Origin of the sequence: Flavobacterium rakeshii (assembly GCF_009741375.1) — a bacterium.
In the GTDB taxonomy this organism is placed as follows: Bacteria; Bacteroidota; Bacteroidia; order Flavobacteriales; family Flavobacteriaceae; genus Flavobacterium; species Flavobacterium rakeshii.
In genome coordinates this window covers 159457-180326 of the sequence record NZ_WOWP01000062.1, presented here as the reverse complement: position 1 = coordinate 180326, position 20870 = coordinate 159457, and the positions used below count along the sequence as shown (strand labels likewise).

16 protein-coding genes are annotated in these 20870 nt (G+C 40.1%); 9 read left to right on the top strand and 7 right to left on the bottom strand.

All coding sequences use genetic code 11. The features are described 5' to 3' along the window. Positions 1–13: 13 nt before the first annotated feature. The 3 genes from GN157_RS16645 to GN157_RS16635 form a co-directional block, all read right to left on the bottom strand. The gene (locus GN157_RS16645; RefSeq protein ID WP_157484605.1) at positions 14–1429 is read right to left on the bottom strand and encodes an aldehyde dehydrogenase family protein; all 1416 of its coding nucleotides are present in this window, start codon (positions 1427–1429) and stop codon (positions 14–16) included. A 106-nt stretch (positions 1430–1535) separates the two neighbouring features. Next, complete coding sequence (locus tag GN157_RS16640; RefSeq protein WP_157484604.1) at positions 1536–3422, bottom strand: Nramp family divalent metal transporter; 1887 nt, start codon at positions 3420–3422, stop codon at positions 1536–1538. 1 nt (position 3423) lies between these two features. Continuing rightward, entirely contained in the window at positions 3424–4077 is a 654-nt protein-coding gene (locus GN157_RS16635; protein WP_157484603.1) for a metal-dependent transcriptional regulator, read from the bottom strand. Between the two features lie 87 nt (positions 4078–4164). On the opposite strand from GN157_RS16635, the gene GN157_RS16630 reads away from it, so the two are divergent. Then, positions 4165–6519: a TonB-dependent receptor gene (locus tag GN157_RS16630; protein ID WP_157484602.1), complete on the top strand. Its 2355-nt coding sequence runs from the start codon at positions 4165–4167 to the stop codon at positions 6517–6519. A 65-nt stretch (positions 6520–6584) separates the two neighbouring features. Next, positions 6585–7721 (top strand): lycopene cyclase family protein, encoded by a 1137-nt coding sequence (locus tag GN157_RS16625; protein ID WP_157484601.1) that lies wholly within the window; start codon positions 6585–6587, stop codon positions 7719–7721. Here the strand turns inward: GN157_RS16625 and GN157_RS16620 are convergent. From GN157_RS16620 to recA, 4 genes are all read right to left on the bottom strand, one after another. Beyond that, positions 7718–9571, bottom strand: coding sequence for an outer membrane beta-barrel protein (locus tag GN157_RS16620; protein WP_157484600.1), 1854 nt, complete (start codon positions 9569–9571; stop codon positions 7718–7720). The two genes, GN157_RS16625 and GN157_RS16620, sit on opposite strands and share 4 nt — an antisense overlap. Further along, positions 9568–10116, bottom strand: a complete 549-nt coding sequence (locus GN157_RS16615) for an RNA polymerase sigma factor (protein ID WP_157484599.1) — start codon at positions 10114–10116, stop codon at positions 9568–9570. Before GN157_RS16615 ends, GN157_RS16620 begins: the two co-directional genes overlap by 4 nt. 25 nt (positions 10117–10141) lie before the next feature. Further along, positions 10142–10564: a hypothetical protein gene (locus GN157_RS16610; protein ID WP_157484598.1), complete on the bottom strand. Its 423-nt coding sequence runs from the start codon at positions 10562–10564 to the stop codon at positions 10142–10144. Positions 10565–10666: 102 nt separating this feature from the next. Beyond that, complete coding sequence (recA, locus tag GN157_RS16605; protein ID WP_157484597.1) at positions 10667–11671, bottom strand: recombinase RecA; 1005 nt, start codon at positions 11669–11671, stop codon at positions 10667–10669. Between the two features lie 144 nt (positions 11672–11815). Here recA and GN157_RS16600 point away from each other — a divergent pair, with 144 nt between their 5' ends. The 7 genes from GN157_RS16600 (at position 11816) to GN157_RS16570 (ending at position 20680) form a co-directional block, all read left to right on the top strand. After that, entirely contained in the window at positions 11816–13375 is a 1560-nt protein-coding gene (locus GN157_RS16600; protein WP_157484596.1) for an ORC-CDC6 family AAA ATPase, read from the top strand. Positions 13376–13507: 132 nt separating this feature from the next. Beyond that, positions 13508–14851 carry an oxygen-dependent tRNA uridine(34) hydroxylase TrhO gene (gene trhO / locus GN157_RS16595; protein ID WP_157484595.1) on the top strand — a complete coding sequence of 448 codons (1344 nt, stop codon included), beginning with the start codon at positions 13508–13510 and terminating at the stop codon, positions 14849–14851. Positions 14852–15052: 201 nt separating this feature from the next. Continuing rightward, complete coding sequence (locus GN157_RS18110; RefSeq protein ID WP_157484594.1) at positions 15053–16438, top strand: regulatory iron-sulfur-containing complex subunit RicT; 1386 nt, start codon at positions 15053–15055, stop codon at positions 16436–16438. Continuing rightward, positions 16422–16919 (top strand): gliding motility lipoprotein GldH, encoded by a 498-nt coding sequence (locus GN157_RS16585; protein ID WP_157484593.1) that lies wholly within the window; start codon positions 16422–16424, stop codon positions 16917–16919. Before GN157_RS18110 ends, GN157_RS16585 begins: the two co-directional genes overlap by 17 nt. 10 nt (positions 16920–16929) lie before the next feature. Further along, positions 16930–19245, top strand: a complete 2316-nt coding sequence (locus GN157_RS16580) for a penicillin-binding protein 1A (RefSeq protein ID WP_157484592.1) — start codon at positions 16930–16932, stop codon at positions 19243–19245. A 71-nt stretch (positions 19246–19316) separates the two neighbouring features. After that, a complete protein-coding gene (locus GN157_RS16575; RefSeq protein WP_035131533.1) occupies positions 19317–20018 on the top strand; it encodes a CoA transferase subunit A in 702 nt (233 codons plus the stop codon). Positions 20019–20020: 2 nt separating this feature from the next. Next, a complete protein-coding gene (locus tag GN157_RS16570) occupies positions 20021–20680 on the top strand; it encodes a CoA transferase subunit B (protein WP_157484591.1) in 660 nt (219 codons plus the stop codon). The last annotated feature ends 190 nt before the right edge of the window (positions 20681–20870 follow it).

The window sequence follows — 20870 nt, the reverse complement described above, 5'->3', positions numbered from 1 at the left end:
TACGGTTAAAATATTATACTAAAATAGTTTTTGGCTCTACGTACTCTTCCAGCCCGTAAACGCCCATTTCCCTTCCTATACCGGATTGTTTGAATCCGCCAAAAGGAGCCATCGGGTCATGATACAATCCGTTTATCAATACCCTTCCTGCCACAATTTGAGAAGCCACTTTTTTAGCCCTTAGTACATTGGCAGAATTCACATATGCCTGCAGTCCATAATCGGTATCATTAGCAATTTCGATAGCCTCCTCTTCAGTCTTATAGGTTATTACCGATAGTACCGGGCCAAAAATCTCTTCTCTCGCAATACGCATATTGTTGTTTACATTTACAAACACAGTAGGTTTTACAAAGTTACCGGCTTCCAGTCCTTCAGGTTTTCCGGGACCACCTATAAGCAATTCGGCACCTTCCTCAAGTCCAAGTTCAATGTATTTTTGTACTCTTTCATACTGCTTTTGGCTAACCATAGGTCCTACAACCGTATCGGTACTCGCAGGATTACCCACCTTAACCTGCTCAACAGTTTCTATAAGCAATTCCTTTACTTCTTCCAGTCTGCTTTCAGGTACTAATAATCGCGTTCCTGCAATACACGCCTGACCACTGTTCATATAAGCTGCCGAAACCGCCATAGGTATGGCATCGTCCATATTGGCATCATCAAGCAGAATATTAGGTGACTTCCCACCCAGTTCCAGCGTTACGCGCTTCATGGTGTCTACCGCATTACGGGCAATAAATTTACCCACCGCCGTAGATCCTGTAAAGGATATTTTTGCCACATCCCTGTGATTTACAATAGTAGCACCCACAACATCTCCTCGACCATTCACCACATTGAACACTCCGTTTGGCAGTCCTGCCTCATGGAAACATTCCAATAAAAGTTGGGTTTGCTGTGCACTCATTTCACTCGGTTTTATAACCGCAGTACTACCGGATGCAATAGTCATGGCAAGTTTGCTGCAAATAAAACCGTTACTGGCATTCCACGGAGTAATAATACCAACCACGCCAAGCGGCTGTAACATTACTTTTGATTTACCTACCATTTTTTGGAACTCAAAGGTTTTGAGCACCTCAATAGCCGAGGTAAATCCTGAAAGGGCATTTTGTACACTCATGGTACAAAAATGAAGTGTGCCCCCATACTCCTTAACCATTACCTCAATAAATTCGGCTTCACGGCTTTTTACTGCATCATGCAGTTGTTGCAGGTAGGCAATGCGTTCCTCTTTTGAGGTTTGTGAAAAAGTTTTAAAAGCAGCCTTAGCTGCGGCAATAGCAGCATCGGCATCTGTTTCGTTACCCAGTGTAACTTTTCCGATAAGCTGATTATCGGCAGGGTTAATTAAATCGAAAACTTCTGTACCGTGCGGTTTTACAAACGCTCCGTTTACATAAATGGTGTTTATTGTTTTCATGTCTTAATTTTTTACAAAGTTGCACTGGTTTTTAACTTTTCACTTTGTTGAAAAGCCCAAGTTAACTTTGCTAAAAAGCTCACATGAAAAATTTAATCTAAGTCCTTTAGTCCTTAATGATAAGTACCGGAATTTGAACCTTATGTCTCACGGCATCTACAGTAGTACCAAATATAATATCCTTAAGCCAGTTATGCCCGTGAGCACCCAGTATCAGGATATCATAATGTGCCCCTTCCTTATTGATAATAGCCGGAATCTGTCGTTTAGGGCTACCAAAGCTCAGTTCGGTTTTAACCTTATAGCCTTTTTCCTCAAGGCTATTTTTGTAGGCTTTAAGATAATCCTTATCGCTTGATGTTTCATAATCATGCGCCTGATCGCCATACATCATGGCCCCCACAGTTTCCACTATATGGATTAGGGTATATTCGGCATCCTTACCACCCATTTGCAGTGCGCTGGATATGGCACGGGTATCGGTTCTGGAAAAATCAAGTGCCAGTGCAATACTCTTATATTCCTTAACACCATTCTCCTCATTAACGATAATTTCATCAATATGCGGAACCAGTTTTTCGTGTTTGTCTTTTTTATGGATTAACGGCCTGAAAATAATATACAGTAACAATATTGCAGCTCCTATAGCCAGTGGCACAACAAATATCCATATATACACAGGATGCTGGGACGACTCTACCCAAGATTCTATCTCATCATAAACCAGTTTGGCATTAAGTCCCACAATTACCAGCGCAATTACCCACGATGCAATTTTGGTAAGTGTACCTATGGCAAACTCGTTCATTTTCTTTTTATCACTCACAAAATGGATAAGCGGTATAATGGCAAAACCAAGCTGAAGGCTCAATATTACCTGGCTAAGTAAAAGCAGTTCACCTGTAGCCTGTTCCCCAAGGTATACAATGGCTATAAAAGCAGGTACTATAGCCAGCAGGCGAGTAACAATACGCCTAACCCAAGGCTGTATCCTTAAACTCAGGTAACCCTCCATAACAATTTGCCCTGCAAGTGTACCGGTAATGGTAGAGCTCTGACCCGCTGCAATAAGTGCCAGCGCAAACAGTACCGAAGCCCATTCGGTTCCCAGTAAAGGAGCCAGTAACTGGTGGGCATCCTGAATATCGGCTACCCCATACATACCACTATTAAAAAAGGTAGCGGCTGCGAGTATCAATATAGCGGCATTTACAAAAAACGCCAGATTAAGTGCTATAATAGAATCGACAAAATTATAACGTAATGCCTGTTTTATTCCTTTAAACGATCGGTCAAACTTTCGGGTTTGTACCAGTGACGAGTGCAGGTACAGGTTATGCGGCATAACCGTTGCCCCTATAATACCTATGGCAATATACAGTGCGGCACTATTTGGAATAGAAGGTACAAGCCCCTTCACTACCTCACCCATATCGGGCTTGGCAAAAAACATCTCTGCCAAAAAAGAAAACCCTATAATACCGATAAGCGCTATAATGAACGCCTCCATTTTTTTGATTCCTTTATTTAAAAGGAAGAGTAACAGGAAAGTATCCAGCATAGTGATACTAACACCCCACAGTAACGGAATATCAAACAACAACTGTAAACCTATAGCCATACCCAGTACTTCGGCAAGATCACAGGCGGCTATGGCAATTTCGGCAAGACCATATAATATATAATTGACTCCTTTAGGATAGGTTTCCCTCGATGCCTGTGCCAAATCCCTACGACTAACAATTCCCAGCCTGGCACTAAGACTTTGTAAAAGCAGCGCCATAATGTTTGACATAAGCAGTACCCAAAGCAGCTTGTAACCAAACTGGCTACCACCGGCAATATCGGTCGCCCAGTTACCCGGATCCATATACCCTACGCTTATCATATAAGCCGGACCAAAAAAAGCAAGTATCTTTTTCCATACAGAAGTATTCTGTACAATATTTACCGACTCGTGTACTTCCTCCAGGGAGTGGCTGTTTTTTGTCATACTACAACGGTTTTACAAATAGGTTGGCCGCAATTTTATTAGAAACACTAAGCGGTTTGTCGTTTACTTTTAAGCTAAGTGACTGGTCAAAATGTTCGCGGGATATAATCTCTATAGCCGATCCCAATGCTATTTGCTGCTTATCCAGATATTGAAGAAAAGAAGAAGAACTGTCTTTAACGCCTACACAAATCACTTTAGTATTAAGGCTGGTTTCACTTAACAGCTGTTTTTCCATTTTGGCTATCTTACCATTACGGTCGGGTATAGGGTCACCATGCGGATCTTCCGTTGGGAAGTCCAGGAACTCGTCAAGCTTATCAATAAGTTTCTCTGATTTTATATGCTCCAGCTGTTCCGCCACATCATGCACCTCGTCCCACGAAAAGTCAAGCTTCTCCACCAGAAACACTTCCCATAACCTGTGTTTCCTTACAATCATTACAGCATGCTGCCTTCCCTTTTCAGTTAGCGAAACCCCTTGGTATTTCTTATAGGCCACCAGCTCTTTCTCGGCAAGCTTCTTCACCATATCGGTTACCGAAGACGGCTTACTTTCCATTTCATTAGCGATGGCATTGGTAGTAATACCCTTGCTATTTCCAGTAGATAAATGGTAAATAACCTTAAGGTAGTTTTCTTCAGAATATGTCATTACACGTTAATTATTAAACAAATATAAATAATTAATTTGTTATGTTGAAAAACATTTTTAGTTTTGTCTAAAAATATAGTTTGTTAAATGAAAAAATTAATTTACTCTTCCTTAATACTATCCTGCTTTTTTTCCTGGGCACAGGAAGAAGCAAGTGCTTTACCTGAAGGTAAGGTTAGTACTCCTGTTGTAAAAACACAGGGAACAGGTACAGTTAAGGGACAAATTACCGAAAAAGGAAATCCCCTGCCTTTTGCCAGTGTACATGTAAAGGAAACCGGATATGGCATCTCTGCCGATGAGAACGGTAAATACAGTATTAAACTACCGGAAGGGAATTACACTATAATAGTATCATCTGTAGGATATAAAACCAAAGAGAGAAGCATTAGTATAACCGCTAATACTGACACTGTGTTGAATGTGGATGTAGAAAGCTCATCTCTTAACTTAGACCAGGTAGTGATTACCGCCAGCCGAACACAACAAAGACGACAGGAAGCACCCGTTATTGTTACGGTTACCAACTCAGCAATATTACAGAAAACCGAATCGATAAGCCTTTCGGAAGGATTGAATTTCCAACCCGGACTACGTATGGAAACCAATTGCCAAAACTGTGGTTTCAGTCAGGTACGAATGAATGGGCTGGACGGAGCCTATTCTCAGATACTACTGGACAGCCGCCCTGTATTTTCGGCACTTAACGGTATTTACGGACTGGATCAGATTCCTGCCAACATGATTGAGCGCATTGAGGTAGTGCGTGGTGGTGGTTCGGCACTATACGGATCTAACGCTATTGCAGGTACTATAAATATTATAACCAAAGACCCCGTAGAGAATAACTTCGAAGTAAACAGCCACTTCGGGCTTATAGATGGTAAACAACCCGATAAGGCTTTATCCCTTAACGGAACCGTACTCAATGAAGACCTTACACTTGGCCTGCAGTTTTTCGGGATGTTACGCGACAGGAATCCATATGATGCCAATGACGACGGCTTTACCGAAATTACCCGTATGGAAAACCGAACGTTTGGTTTTAAAGCCTTTCACCGTTACCTGAACCGTCGTAAACTTACTGTAGACTTCCATACTATTAATGAGTTTAGACGCGGAGGTAATGAGTTAGACCTACAGCCTTTCCAGTCGGATATTACTGAACAGATCCGTTCTAAAATGACAGGTGGCGGGCTAACCTACGAGTTTACTAACGAAAACCTGGACAACAGCTTCTCCCTGTATGCCAATGCACAACAGTCAAAAAATGAAAATTTTTATGGCGGAAGGGTAGATGACGCATTCGGGAATATAGATTATGAGGAAAGTATTCGTGGTTTTGGAAACACTCAGGTAACCACTTATATCACCGGAGGGCAATGGATACATACCCAACCGGGCTTTTTAGGCGGAAGAGGTACTTTTACCACAGGTGCAGAATATAAAAGCGAACACATGACCGACCGTAAACCGGGGTATAATGCTTTTGTAGACCAGCAGTTAAACATACTGGGTATTTATGCTCAGGAAGAATGGCAGGTAAACAAAAGGCTAAAGTTACTGGGAGGCTTACGTGCCGATTTCCATAATGCAGCTCAGGAAGATGTGATAATAAACCCACGCGTAAATATATTATATGATATTAAAAAGAACCTGCAATGGCGCACCAGTTATGCCAAAGGCTTTAGGGCTCCACAGGTATTTTCAGAGGACATTCACGCCCGTATCGCTGCCGGTGAAGTTAGTCTTATCCGATTGTCAGACGGCTTAAAATCAGAAACATCACACAGCTTCCTTACCTCTCTTGACTGGAGTAAAGTTACCGAGCATCTTGAAGCAGGCGCTACGTTTGAGGTATTTTATACCCGACTGAACAATCCCTTTATACTGGAACAGATTGAAGAAACGATTTGGGAAAAACGAAATGGTGCCGGCGCAAACGTATATGGTATAAACCTTGAAGGTAAACTGGCTCCGCACGAGCAGTGGCAGTTTCAGGCAGGAGCTACTATTCAAAAAGCCATGTATGAAAAAGCGGTAGACTGGAGCGACACGGCAAACAATACCAATAAAAACTTCTTCCGTTCACCAAACTTTTACGGTAACATGATTGCCACTTATGCCCCGGTAAAACAGTTTCAAAATAATCTAACAACAGTATATACCGGAAGCATGTACGTTCCCCACTATGCAGGATATATTGCCAGTGATGAACTGTACAAATCTAAAGGTTTCTTTGAGGTAAGCTGGAAAAGCTCCTATACTTTTGATTTGCAGGACGGCTTTCAGCTACAGGCAAGTGCCGGTATACAAAACATATTCAACGCCTATCAAAAAGATTTTGATCTTGGTGCTAACCGCGATGCAAGTTACATTTATGGTCCGGGCCGACCAAGAACCATATTCATTGGCCTAAAAATAGGGACAAACCTGTTATAATTCCTCCAAATAACATCTCGGGCTTATCAGGATAAATTCATACTTTTATCGTGATAAGCCTTTTTATGAAACATTACCATTACATTTTTGCTGGAAGCGGACTTTCTGCCCTCATGACCGTTTATAAAATGGCACAGGCAGGAAAGCTGACCGATAAACCCATTTTGCTTTTAGACAGTAGCAGCAAACAGCAAAACGACCGCACCTGGTGCTTTTGGGAAAACGGAAACGGCAAATGGGACACCATTGTAAGCAAGCAATGGGACAGTGCCTGGTTTCATGGCAGTGATTTTAAAAAGAAATTGGATTTCGGGAGTTATAAATACAAAATGGTAAAAGGGATTGACTTTTACAGCCATATACTTTCAAAACTAGCTAATCACAGCAACATAACTATTGTACAGCAAAAGGTTATTAACTTTACCGATCACGATACCCATGTACAGGTAAATACCGAAGCAGAAAACTACACCTGCGATAAACTGTTTAATAGTATTTACAGTCCTGAAACCGCTGCAAAAGGAAAATATCCGGTTTTACAGCAGCATTTTAAAGGCTGGTTTATAAAAACCAAAACTCCTTTTTTTGACGACAGTAAAGCAACGTTTATGGATTTTAGTATTCCGCAAAAGGGTAACACAAGGTTTATGTATGTGTTGCCCAAGTCTCCTACCACAGCCTTACTGGAATACACTCTGTTCTCTGAACATCTTTTACCGGAGGAAGAATATGACAGTGCTATAAAAGAATACCTTACCAACCTTGGCATTACCGATTATGAAATTACCGAAACCGAAAAAGGCTGCATCCCTATGACTTCCTATCCGTTTTGGAAAAACAATACTAAAAACATACTGAATATAGGCAGCGCCGGAGGATGGACCAAAGCCAGCACGGGCTATACCTTTAAGAATACCGATAAGAAAACAGAGGAACTAATTGCTTTTCTAGGAAAGGAAACCGATTTCAGGAAATTTTATAAAAAGAACCGTTTTTGGTTTTATGATTTACTGTTACTGGATATACTGTACCGAAGCAATGAAAAAGGGGGTAGTATATTTTCGGCTATGTTTAAAAAAGGAAAAGCCTCGCTTATATTTAAGTTTCTGGATGAGGAAACCTCCCTTAGTGAAGACCTAAAGGTAATTGCTACATGCCCGAAGAGCCTTTTTGTAAAGGCCCTCCTGAGAAATATATTTTAGAATTTAAAGCTGATACCCGAGTACAAACCAATGAAGTAAGGCTTGAAGTTACCCGAACTTCCGCTAAAGGTATTTACCTGATATTTAAATGTTGGCTCAAAACTGGCCTCAAACGAATTCCAGAAATTATACTTGAATCCTACACCTAAATTGGTACTAAAGTTTACATTGTTTACATTACTTGCCTCACCAACTTCAGTACTATACCCTTGGTTAGACACAACACTCACATTATTATCGTTAAGGAAAAGCGTACTGAATCCGCCAATAAGGTTAATTCCAAACTTGCTTTTTAATAGTTTGTATGACATTTCAAGCGGCACCTCTATGTAACCCATTTTCTGTACCATTTGCCCTTCAAAACTTTGATTAGAAAAAATGTTAGAAGCAAAAGTAACTGCCGTTCCGGCACCTGGTCCGTTTGTAATAACACCCTGCACATCTCCGTTATTAGGTCCTTGGGTTTGTACAACAATATTAGCAGCTCTACCGGCAGCTACAACATTATTTGTACCACCATCTATAGATGCGTAATAAGCAATATCATTAGTTGAATAGCTAAGGTTTACCGTATTTATTCCCGAACGCACCGAAAGCCTGTCGGTAATAGCATAATCAATACCCACACCATAACTCATATCGGCATCATAGTTTTTACTGTTTGATGCAAACTGCGCATCTATAGGCGAACCCTGAGACATAGAGTTATAGAACAACGGAGCAACCTGTGGCTTAATGTTCCATTTGTAGTTTTTAACCGCATCGGCTACAGCCTCGTCTTCGTCTTTCTCTTCCTGCATTTTACGGAACAGTTCCTCCAGCTCGTTTTCGGCTTCTGTATCAACTGCAGTTGTATCTGTTTCAGCAGTGGCATCAGCCAGTTCACTATTTTGAGCATCTATAGGGTTGCTCAGTAAATTCTCTCCCTCTTGGATATTTATAAGATTATTTTCTTCTCCAACAGTATTTCCGTTTGTATCGTTACCCGATACAGCGCCATTAGTATTTTGCTGATTTTGCTCCTGACTGTTTACCGCAACACCGGCATCATTACCATTGTTACTAATTCTGTTAGTATCAATCAGGTCATTATTATTTCTCTCCTGGTTTAAAGGAGAAACACCTCCGCTATCATTACCCAAACCTGAAGTCCTGCTATTGTTGTTTTGTTGTGCAACAGCACGGTTAGCATCCTGCTGAGTGGCAGGCATACCGTTCTCGGTTATAACCGCATTACGGTTAGTGATGCTCCCTGGTTTATCAGTGTTTGAAGTCTGATTTGTATTATTACCAGCCTTGTTTGCTGTGTTATTATCATAAGCAACGGCATTATTACTACTGTTATTCCTGTTGGTAATTACAGGACTATCGGTATTAATAAAGCTATTGTTGTTATTTGTTGTGTTTGAAACATTACCTCCCTGTTGTTCGGTAGCCGTATTGTTATGAGAACCAAAACCATTTTGCCCGTTTTGGTTTAGCGTAGTATCATCAGTGGCATCACTTGTGGTAACCACGGCATTTTCGGCATCAGTGGCAGGCACTATGCTATTATTGTTATTATCCTGTTTGTTTTGTTTAGCACCGTCTAATACTACTTTGTTGGTATTAGTATCAATACCATCACCATCTTTATCCCCTCCGGTAAATAACGGAAGCGTAAGCAGCATACCTATTATAAGGGCAGCAGCAACACCACCCATTCTGAACCAGATAGGTATAACTCTTCTTTTCTTTTTCTCAGGCTGAAGTTCGGCTTCAATTTTTCCCCATAGCTCGTCGGGCGGAGCTACCTCAAAGTCTTTAAACTTCTCCTGAAATAATCTGTCTATGTGTTTTTTTTCACTCATTTTGCCGACTGTACTTTAGTCCCGCTCTTGTGAGCTTCAATTTTTTCCTTCAATATTATTCTTGCCCTTGCAAGGTTTGATTTAGAGGTACCCACTGTTATACTGAGCATCTCTGCAATTTCTTTATGCGAAAATCCGTCTGTCACATATAGGTTAAAAACCATCCTGTACCTATCGGGCAACTGCTGTATCACAGAAAGCAGAAAATCCATCGATATAGAGTCATCTTCAATCTCCAGGCTGTCTTCCTCGTCAGGAATATTTTCGTTAACCAGTTCTACAACACCTTCTGTCCTGTATTTTTGAAGAACGTTGTTTACCATTACCCTTTTTGCCCATCCCTCAAATGAGCCCTGAAAGCGGTACTGTCCAATTTTTTTGAATATTAGCAGGAAACCGTCCTGCAAGTTGTCCTGAGCATCTTCATAATTGCGCGAGTATTTAAGGCATACTGCAAACAGCTTTGAGGCAAAAAGCCTGTAAAGCTGCTCCTGCGCCTTAATACTGTTGTTTTGGCAATCCTGTATTATCTGCTCAAGCCCCAATAGATTTATGTTTTAGCAATTATTACTACTGTGCTAGCGGTACCTCCATCTCCATGTAGGTGTTATGTCCGTCGGCATTTTTACCCGTATAAAACTTAAACAGGTATGAGGTTCCGGTATAATCAGGATTACATGAAAATGTAAACGAAGCCTCTTCGGGCTCTACATCTTCAAGGCTTTCACAATTAGCATCTTCAATAACCAGTGTTTGCACGGCTATTACAAGCGCATTACCGTCCTGACTATAATAGAACCCATCATAAAAATAACAGTCTGTAGGCCTTTTGTACTTTACATTTATCTCATAGGTTTCCCCGTGCACAAAGTATTCCGGCATAGTTACTTCCACGGCAGGTACAAACTGCACATGAAACTGCGGATTATCCTCGTCCATTGAGCATGAAGTGATTAAAAATAAAGTAACAAAAAACAAAACCAGCTTTCTCATAAAAACCTTTTCAATTCCATTATACAAATATGATGCTAAAATGCACAAAAGGTTGCGTTTAAACACAAAAAAACCCGAAAAAATTCGGGTTTTTAACTTTATCTAGGCAACACTTGCTTTAATTGCCTCTTTAATTTTCTCTTCCAGTTCATCGGCGAGTTCCGGGTTATCCTTAATCAGGGACTTCACAGCATCCCTTCCCTGCCCCAGTTTTGTATCACCATAGCTAAACCACGAACCTGATTTCTTAACGATGTCAAACTCAACCGCAAGATCCAGTATCTCACCCGTTTTGCTTACCCCTTCGCCATACATAATGTCGAACTCGGCAGTTTTAAACGGTGGTGCTACTTTGTTTTTAACAATTTTTACTTTAGTACGGTTACCTATTACATTGTCACCATCTTTAATTTGAGATGAACGACGAATATCAAGCCTTACCGAAGCATAAAACTTAAGTGCGTTACCACCCGTAGTGGTTTCAGGGTTACCAAACATAACACCAATTTTTTCACGAAGCTGGTTAATAAAAAATACTGTACAGTGTGTTTTACTAATGGTAGCGGTTAGCTTACGTAACGCCTGAGACATAAGACGTGCATGCAGACCCATTTTTGAATCTCCCATTTCACCTTCAATCTCACTTTTTGGCGTAAGTGCCGCAACCGAGTCAATCACCACAATATCAATAGCGCCCGAACGGATAAGGTTTTCGGCAATTTCCAGTGCCTGCTCCCCGTTGTCCGGTTGTGATATGATAAGATTCTCAATATCTACTCCTAATTTTTCGGCATAATGACGATCAAAAGCATGCTCGGCATCCACAAACGCAGCGATACCACCGGCTTTTTGCGCTTCGGCAATAGCGTGCAGGGTAAGGGTTGTTTTACCCGATGATTCCGGACCGTATATCTCTATTATCCTTCCGCGCGGGTACCCGTTTACCCCAAGGGCAAGGTCTACTCCCAGCGATCCCGAAGGGATAACCTCCACTTCCTCTACGGCCTGGTCGCCCAGTTTCATTACCGTACCTTTACCATATGCCTTGTCCAGTTTATCCAGCGTTAGCTGCAGTGCCTTTAATTTGGCTTCTTTATCTCCGCTCATGTTTTGCTTATTAATTTCCAGTAAAATTAGTGCTTTTTTTTGTCGTAGCAATATTAATAGAAAAAAATCTTATATGAAAATTTTCTTTTAAAAATGTTAAAATAAATTTTTAGATTTATCAAGATTTAAAAATACCTTACCAAGATGATAAAAGATAGTAAAGTTATACAAGCTGTCTCTAGCATTTCACAAAGAGCGGAAAGACAAAGGGATATAAGCAAAATAATTGATTCTTATGTAGAAGTAGGTATCCTCCCACAACTTATAAACAATAACAATCAAATTTTATACGGTAGAAGAGGAACTGGGAAGACTCATATTTTAAGAATTTTAGAAGACACTATAAATAAGTCTCCTAGTAAAACTACTTGTTATATCGACTGTAGATTCTTAGGTAGCTCACCTCAGTTTACAGATCGTACAATGTCAATTGAATATAGATGCTCGTCTTTATTTACTGATATTTTAAATGAAATATTTGATTCTATATTAAATTATATTGCTCACAATCCAAATAAAAATTCAGATTTAGCTTTAGAATCCCTAGCTTCTCTCTCAAAGGCTTCAATAGAGGAAATTCAAAAATCAAAAAAAATCACTAATAGAGAAAAAGGAGTTAAAGAAAAACTGTCTGAAAATAATATTAGTATCTCGCCTTCAAATATTGATGTTAATTTTAAAAATGGTAGCACAAAGAGTAATGAAAATGAAAGAACTACCGAATTTGAAACCGAAGAATTTGAAAAAATAGTTTTCCCAGACTTACATCATTATTTACAACGGGTATTAAAAGAAGCTGAAGCCGATCTATTCCTCATCATAGATGAGTGGTCTGCTATACCTTTCGACATCCAACCATATCTTGCAGAGTTTTTAAAAAAGTCTTTTATTCCTGTCCCAGAGGTCATTTTAAAAATCGGGGCTCTTGAGTATAGATCAAGTTTTACAATTCCAAGAGAAAAACATAATTATATAGGTTTTGAATTGGGAAGCGACATAAGCACAAATCTTGATATTGATGAATATTTTGTATATGATAGAAACCCTAGTGAGATAACTAATACTTTTTCTGAAATTTTATTTAAACATATAAAATCTGAACTTCCAGAAAATTATTTATATGAAAATTATGGAATAAAAACTAACAAACATCTCTTACAAACATTATTCACAGGAAGTCCCTCTTTTGATGAGTTAGTTAGAGCTTCAGAAGGAGTTGTAAGAGATTATATAAATATTTTTACTCTCGCTTTTTTTGATGCTCAAAGAAAAAACTCTTCTAATATAGACAAAAAGATTGTAGTAGAAGCTAGTCGACAATGGTTTGAAAATGATAAAGCTAAAAACCTTGATAATGTTTTACACGAAAAGATTCGCTTAATTATTGACGAAGTAATAGGCAAGAAAAAGGCTAGATCTTTCTTAGTGTCTAGAACGTTAGAGCAAAATTCTATTATCCAAAAATTATTTGACGCAAGAGTTATCCATATTGTTAAGAGAGGATATTCTGACAAAGACAATCCAGGAATTAGGTATAATATTTATTCTCTTGATTATGGGACTTATGTTGATTTAATAAACACAAGTAAACAACCACAAATTGAATTTGAATTCAATGAAGAAGAATCAGATGAATTCGTAGTTCCATTCGATGATAAAAGAAGTATAAGAAGAATTATACTTACAGAACAACATTTAGAATAGTACCAAAAAAATAACTCTATTTGCCAATTAACTGATTTTCCCTATCTTTGCCGCCCGGTTCTTCCATTTAGAGCCTGGAATATAGATACATAGATATCACATAACTTTCTGAAACTTAAATTTTTGTATAGCATGCAACTGTTCAACACTTTAAGCGCCGAAGAAAGAGCCGAGCTTATAGAGCAATCGGGCAAGCAGCGCCTTACGCTGTCTTTCTACGCTTACGCGCACATTCAAGATCCGCAACAATTTAGAGACGACCTGTTCAAGGCTTGGAACCAACTGGAGGTTTTAGGTAGGATATACGTGGCTAAAGAGGGTATTAACGCCCAGCTTTCGCTTCCTGCCGATAATTTTTACACCTTTAAAGACCACCTGGACACTTACCCGTTCATGAAAGACATCAGGCTAAATGTGGCGGTAGAGCAGGACGACCTTTCGTTCCTGAAACTTACCATCAAAGTGCGTAGCAAGATTGTTGCCGATGGCCTTAACGATGATACTTTTGACGTAACCAATAAAGGGGTACACCTTAAAGCAAACGAGTTTAACTCCATGCTTAGCGACCCTAACACTATAGTGGTGGATATGCGTAACCACTACGAGAGCGAAATAGGTCACTTTGTTGGTGCTATTAAACCCGATGTTGATACTTTTAGAGAATCCCTACCCATTATAGAAAACCAGTTAGCCGAGCATAAAGACGATAAAAATCTGTTAATGTACTGCACAGGGGGTATTCGTTGTGAAAAGGCAAGTGCTTTCTTTAAGCACAAAGGGTTTAAAAACGTATACCAGCTTGAGGGTGGTATTATTGAATACACCCGTCAGGTAAAAGCCGAAGGTATAGAAAGTAAATTTATAGGTAAAAACTTTGTATTCGACCACCGTTTGGGTGAGCGTATTACCGATGATATTGTATCGCAGTGCCACCAGTGCGGTAAGCCGTGTGACAACCACACCAACTGTGCTAACGAGGCGTGTCACCTATTGTTTATTCAGTGTGACGACTGTAAGGCTGCCAGCGAAAACTGCTGTAGTGAAGCCTGCCAGGATGTAATACACATGCCTGAAGAGGAGCAAAAAGCACTTCGCCGCGGTATTATGAACGGTAACATGATTTTCAAAAAAGGAAAATCAGACAGGCTTACTTACAAAAAAACCGGCGATGCCGTAACGAGCACTCCGCTTGCTAAGGCAAAAACGGTTAAAAAAGTGAGAAAAGTGCTTGTTGGCAAGGGAGACCACTACTTTACAAAAGCATCTATCGCACAGTTTACCATAGAGAACCACGAGCTTAATGCCGGAGATAAAATCATGATTGTTGGCCCTAGCACAGGGGAACAGGAACTGGTTTTAAACAAAATGTTTGTTAACGGTAAAGAGGGTACTACTGCGGTAAAAGGTGACAGGGTTACCTTTGAGGTTCCGTTCAGGATACGCCTTTCAGACAAGCTGTTTAAGGTTACCGAATAAAACATATACCACATACATACAAAAGCCCGCACATTGTGCGGGCTTTTTTTATTACAGGCACTGATAATCAGGCTTCACAACCGGCTTTGCGCTTTATGATTACATTCACGAAATATTAGGTTAAAAATACTATCTTTACACACAAAATCGTTTAAGAATCAGTAGCGGTTTCATCCGCGATCAATATATATTTTAGAAATTATGGCATGTACAAACTGTTCTACGGGCTCCAAAGACGGAACGCCCAAAGGATGTAAAAATAATGGGACTTGTGGGACGGACAGTTGTAACAAACTTACTGTTTTTGACTGGCTTTCTAACATGAGCCTCCCGGGTGGTGAAGAGACGTTTAATTGTGTGGAGGTTCGCTTTAAAAACGGAAGAAAAGACTTTTACAAAAATAACGATAAACTTACGCTAAGCATGGGCGACATTGTCGCTACCGAAGCTTCGCCGGGTCACGATATAGGTATTGTAACCCTAACCGGGGAACTGGTTAAGGTACAAATGAAAAAAAAGAACGCAGATCCAAACGGGGAGGTACTTAAAATATACCGTAAAGCAACCCAAAAGGATATTGATATATGGAGCGAAGCCCGCAACAGGGAAGAACCTATGAAGGTTATTGCCCGCGAGCTGGCTATTAAGCTTAACCTTGAAATGAAGATATCAGACATCGAGTTTCAGGGCGATGGCTCTAAGGCTACGTTCTACTATACGGCTAACGACCGTGTGGACTTCCGTCAGCTAATTAAAGATTATGCCAGGGAGTTTGGTATCAGGATCGAGATGAAGCAGGTTGGTTTCCGTCAGGAAGCAGCAAGGCTTGGAGGTATCGGTTCCTGCGGTAGGGAGCTTTGCTGTTCTACATGGTTAACTGACTTTAGGAGTGTAAACACCTCTGCAGCGCGTTACCAGCAACTTTCGCTAAATCCGCAAAAACTGGCAGGACAGTGTGGTAAGCTTAAATGCTGCCTTAACTACGAGCTGGATACTTATCTTGATGCGCTTAAAGAATTACCGGATCTTGACACTAAGCTATACACCGAAAAAGGTGATGCTATTTGCCAAAAAGTAGATATTTTTAAAGGACTTATGTGGTTTGCCTACACTAATAATATGGCACACTGGCATGTTATTAGTGCCGATCAGGTTAAGGAAATTGTAGACCTTAATAAGGAACACAAGCGTATTGCTGCATTAGAGGATTATGCTGTTGAGCCGGATACTACAAGCGAAGAAAGCATTGAGAAGAGCTTCCAGAATGTGGTGGGTCAGGATAGTCTTACGCGTTTCGATAAACCGAAAAACAAAAAGAAAAAACCTGTTTCTAAAAAGAAAAAGGTTACCGCTGATGCTCCGGCAACAGAGAGGCCTGCAAAAACAGCTAAGCCTAACCAAAACCGTAATAACGGCAACGGCGGCAATAATAAACCTGCTAACAAACAGCAGGGAGGCGGTGCTCCTAAAGAAGGAGGTAACAGGCCAAACAATAAACAGGGAGGTAATAACAACAGGAGGAAAAAACCTTCTAACAACAATAATAATAAACCATCATCTGATAATAAAAATGCTGATAAGAAATAGCCTTATAGCCTTAGGACTGCTTTTCCTTACCGCATCTTGCGACAAAAAGCGCGTATTTGACGACTACAAGGCCTTTAACGGCACATGGAATAAAGACAGTATCGTTTCGTTTCAGTTTGAACAAAACGATACCGTTACTCCTTACAATATGTTTGTTAACATAAGAAACAACAACAATTACCCGTTTAATAATATATTCCTTATTGTAAACCTGGAACAGCCAAACGGTATTACAGTTACCGATACACTGGAATACATGATGGCAAACCCCGATGGTTCGCTTATGGGTAAAGGTTTCTCTGATGTTAAGGAAAGTAAACTTTGGTACAAGGGCTTTGAGGGCGAATATAATTTCCCTAAAGCCGGTAACTACACCGTGAACATTGAACAGGCGGTTAGAAAATCGGGCAGTATACCCGGTGTAGAGGAGCTGGAAGGCGTTACCGAAGTAGGTTTCAGGATAGAATCTAAAGAAGAATAAAAACATAGTTATGGCAACAAAGAAAAAGGGTGCTGCAAATAACAATAAGCAACCGGAGAATTTCTCTAAGTACATTAAAACATTCTGGAAGATATACATCGTTGGGGTACTGATGGCTGTATTCTTTTTCCTTTTTGCTTCGTGGGGGCTGTTTGGTCACATGCCTACCTTCGAGGAGCTGGAAAATCCGGAATCTAATGTTGCTACCGAGATTATTTCTTCAGATGGTGAAACATTGGGTAAATTCTATACCCAAAACCGTACTCCGGTAAAGTTTGCCGATTTGCCACAAAATCTTGTTGATGCATTAACCTCAACAGAGGATGAGCGTTACTACGATCACTCGGGCATCGATGCCAGGGGTACTATGAGAGCCGTTGTGTTTTTAGGACGTGATGGTGGTGCCAGTACTATTACCCAACAGCTTGCCAAAAACCTTTTTCATGGTGAAGGTTCTAAAAACCTTATCATGAGGATAATCCAGAAAGCTAAAGAATGGGTTATAGCTACCCGACTGGAAAAACAATATACTAAAGACGAAATTCTTGCCATGTACCTTAACACGGTAGATTTTGTTAATCAGGCCGTAGGTATACGTTCGGCTGCAAAAATATACTTTGGTAAAGAGCCTAAAAACCTTACAGTAGAAGAGTCGGCTGTAATTGTAGGTATGCTTACCAACCCTTCCCGATTTAACCCTAAATCACATCCTGACCGATCTAAATACAGAAGAGACATTGTTTTTCATCAGTTAGCGAAAAACGATTTTATTACCGAAGAGGAGAAAAAAGCATTACAGGCTAAACCTATTGAACTACACTATAGCCCGGAAACGCATAACGAAGGTATTGCCACTTACTTCCGTGAATACCTAAGGGAATTTATGGGTAAATGGGTAAAGGATAACCCTAAAGAAGACGGAACCGAATATAACATTTACAAAGACGGTTTAAAGATATATGTAACCATTGACTCCCGCATGCAAAAGTATGCTGAGGAAGCAGTACAGGAACACCTTGCTAACCTGCAGGAACAGTTTTTTATTGATAACAAAAACAATAAAAACGCTCCTTTCAGAAATATCTCTCAGGAAGAGACAAAAAGGATAATGGAAAGGGCAGCAAAAAACTCTGATCGCTGGAGAATGATGAAGGCCGAAGAGAAAAGCGACGAAGAAATACGTAAGTCATTTGATGTAAAAACCAAAATGAGAATTTTTACATGGAAGGGTGAAAAAGATACCATTATGACTCCTATGGATTCCATAAGGTATTACAAAAACTTCCTGCAAACCGGTATGATGTCTATGAGGCCACAAACCGGTCATGTTATGGCATGGGTAGGCGGTATAGATTATAAATACTTCCAGTACGACCACGTAGCACAGGGAGCAAGACAGGTAGGTTCTACCTTCAAACCATTTGTATATGCTACAGCTATAGAGCAGTTGCACATATCTCCTTGTGACTCTATTAACGATTCGCCTTATACCATGCCAAAAGGTAAGTTTGGTATTGAGCAGCCATGGAGTCCAAGAAACTCTGACGGAAAATACAGAGGTATGATTCCGTATAGTGAAGCACTTGCAAACTCTGTAAACACGGCTTCGGCAAAACTTATGGAACGTGTAGGTCCAAAAACAGTAGTAGACCTTACCCATCGTTTAGGTATTACATCAAATATACCTGAACAGCCTGCTATCGCACTGGGTGCTGTAGATGTTACCGTAAGCGAAATGGTTGCTGCCTATAGTACTTTTGCTAATCAGGGACTATACATCAAACCAATAGTAATTACACGTATTGAAGATAAAAACGGAGTAGTACTTTACCAGCCGGTAGCAAAACCGGTAGAGGTATTTAATAAAGATATTGCTTATACAGTTATTAAACTTCTTGAAGGTGTTACCCAAAGCGGATCTGGTAGAAGGCTTCGATTTGGTAAAATAAACACTGAGGTTTATAAACGTATAACAGGACACCCGTACCAGTTCTCTAACCCTATTGCAGGTAAAACAGGTACAACACAAAACCAGTCGGACGGTTGGTTTATTGGTATGGTACCCGATTTAGCAACAGGGGTTTGGGTAGGTAACGACGACCGTGCAGCCCATTTTAGGTCTATTACATACGGACAGGGTGCTACCATGGCACTGCCAATATGGGCATTATACATGAAAAAATGTTACAATAATGCTGACCTTGTTGTTTCAGATAAAGACTTTGAACGTCCGAAAAATCTAACTATAGACGTGGACTGTAAAGAGAAGAAAGAAACAGAAGTGGATTCCACCGCAGTAAAACAAATAGATTTAAGCGAATTCTAAATCTCATAAAAAAACGCCCTTCAAGAGGGCGTTTTTTTATATATTTATCCCTCAAAACTAAAATACATTGTATGATTAATAAAAAAGTACAAAACGTTGAGGAAGCTTTACGCGATATAAAAGACGGGATGACTATAATGCTGGGTGGTTTTGGCCTTAGCGGTATTCCTGAAAACAGTATTGCCGAACTGGTAAAAAAAGGCACTACTAACCTAACCTGTATTTCAAACAATGCCGGAGTAGACGATTTTGGTCTGGGACTATTACTACAGAAAAAACAAATCAAAAAAATGATTTCTTCTTATGTGGGTGAGAATGCCGAGTTTGAAAGACAAATGTTAAGCGGTGAGCTTGATGTTGAACTTACTCCACAGGGAACACTGGCAGAAAAATGCCGTGCTGCACAGGCAGGTATCCCTGCATTCTATACTCCTGCCGGATATGGTACCGAAGTTGCAGAAGGTAAAGAAGCGAGAGAGTTTAACGGTAAAATGCATATTCTTGAAGAGGCTTATAAAGCCGATTTTGCTATAGTAAAAGCCTGGAAAGGTGACGAAGCAGGTAACCTTATTTTTAAAGGTACTGCCAGAAACTTTAACTCCTGTATGGCAGGGGCAGCAACAATAACTGTTGCCGAAGTAGAAGAACTGGTTCCTGCGGGTGAGCTTGACCCTAACCAAATACATATTCCGGGGATATTTGTGAAGCGTATTTTTAAAGGAGAAAAATACGAGAAAAGAATTGAGCAACGTACAACCAGAAAACGTAATTAATCATGGCATTAGGTAAAGAGCAAATCGCAAAAAGAATAGCAAAAGAAGTTAAAGACGGATACTTTGTTAACCTTGGTATTGGTATCCCAACCCTGGTTGCCAATTACGTAAGGGAAGATATATCGGTAGAATTCCAAAGTGAGAACGGTGTACTGGGCATGGGTCCTTTCCCGTTTGAGGGAGAAGAGGATGCCGATGTTATTAATGCAGGTAAACAAACCATAACCACATTACCGGGTGCTTCATTTTTTGATTCGGCAATGAGTTTTGGTATGATCCGCGGACAACACGTAGACCTTACTATTTTAGGAGCTATGGAAGTGGCTGAGAACGGAGATATTGCCAACTGGAAAATTCCGGGTAAAATGGTAAAAGGTATGGGTGGTGCTATGGACTTAGTAGCTTCTGCCGAAAACATCATCGTAGCCATGATGCATGTTAACAAAGCCGGAGAATCAAAACTATTAAAAAGATGTTCGCTACCGTTAACCGGTGTGGGCTGTGTAAAGAAAATAGTTACCGAACTGGCAGTTCTTGAAATAGTACCCGAAGGTTTTAAACTATTGGAACGTGCACCAGGCGTAACTGTTGAAGATATTAAAAATGCTACCGAAGGAACACTGATTGTTGAAGGTGATATTCCTGAAATGGTAATAGACTAATTGTTCATACAATTATAATACAGTATCAACCTGCAAGGTTTAAAAACCTTGTAGGTTTTTTTATTCATTCTTTTGTCTTGACACTAAAGAACCAAAAAGTCAAGGCAGAGGCTCCTTAGGCTAAAAATTATTGCAATCGGTTAAACGATCCGAACTCACCTTCGGCTCAAACAGCGGATACTTATTAACA

Coding starts and splice junctions, on each gene's coding strand:
- GN157_RS16575 (WP_035131533.1), top strand. CDS start 19,317: ATGATTAATAAAAAAGTACAAAACGTTGAGGAAGCTTTACGCGATATA.
- GN157_RS16585 (WP_157484593.1), top strand. CDS start 16,422: ATGCTGATAAGAAATAGCCTTATAGCCTTAGGACTGCTTTTCCTTACC.
- GN157_RS16635 (WP_157484603.1), bottom strand. CDS start 4,077: ATGACATATTCTGAAGAAAACTACCTTAAGGTTATTTACCATTTATCT.
- GN157_RS16630 (WP_157484602.1), top strand. CDS start 4,165: ATGAAAAAATTAATTTACTCTTCCTTAATACTATCCTGCTTTTTTTCC.
- GN157_RS16620 (WP_157484600.1), bottom strand. CDS start 9,571: ATGAGTGAAAAAAAACACATAGACAGATTATTTCAGGAGAAGTTTAAA.
- GN157_RS16645 (WP_157484605.1), bottom strand. CDS start 1,429: ATGAAAACAATAAACACCATTTATGTAAACGGAGCGTTTGTAAAACCG.
- recA (WP_157484597.1), bottom strand. CDS start 11,671: ATGAGCGGAGATAAAGAAGCCAAATTAAAGGCACTGCAGCTAACGCTG.
- GN157_RS16625 (WP_157484601.1), top strand. CDS start 6,585: ATGAAACATTACCATTACATTTTTGCTGGAAGCGGACTTTCTGCCCTC.
- GN157_RS18110 (WP_157484594.1), top strand. CDS start 15,053: ATGGCATGTACAAACTGTTCTACGGGCTCCAAAGACGGAACGCCCAAA.
- GN157_RS16580 (WP_157484592.1), top strand. CDS start 16,930: ATGGCAACAAAGAAAAAGGGTGCTGCAAATAACAATAAGCAACCGGAG.
- GN157_RS16640 (WP_157484604.1), bottom strand. CDS start 3,422: ATGACAAAAAACAGCCACTCCCTGGAGGAAGTACACGAGTCGGTAAAT.
- trhO (WP_157484595.1), top strand. CDS start 13,508: ATGCAACTGTTCAACACTTTAAGCGCCGAAGAAAGAGCCGAGCTTATA.
- GN157_RS16570 (WP_157484591.1), top strand. CDS start 20,021: ATGGCATTAGGTAAAGAGCAAATCGCAAAAAGAATAGCAAAAGAAGTT.
- GN157_RS16610 (WP_157484598.1), bottom strand. CDS start 10,564: ATGAGAAAGCTGGTTTTGTTTTTTGTTACTTTATTTTTAATCACTTCA.
- GN157_RS16600 (WP_157484596.1), top strand. CDS start 11,816: ATGATAAAAGATAGTAAAGTTATACAAGCTGTCTCTAGCATTTCACAA.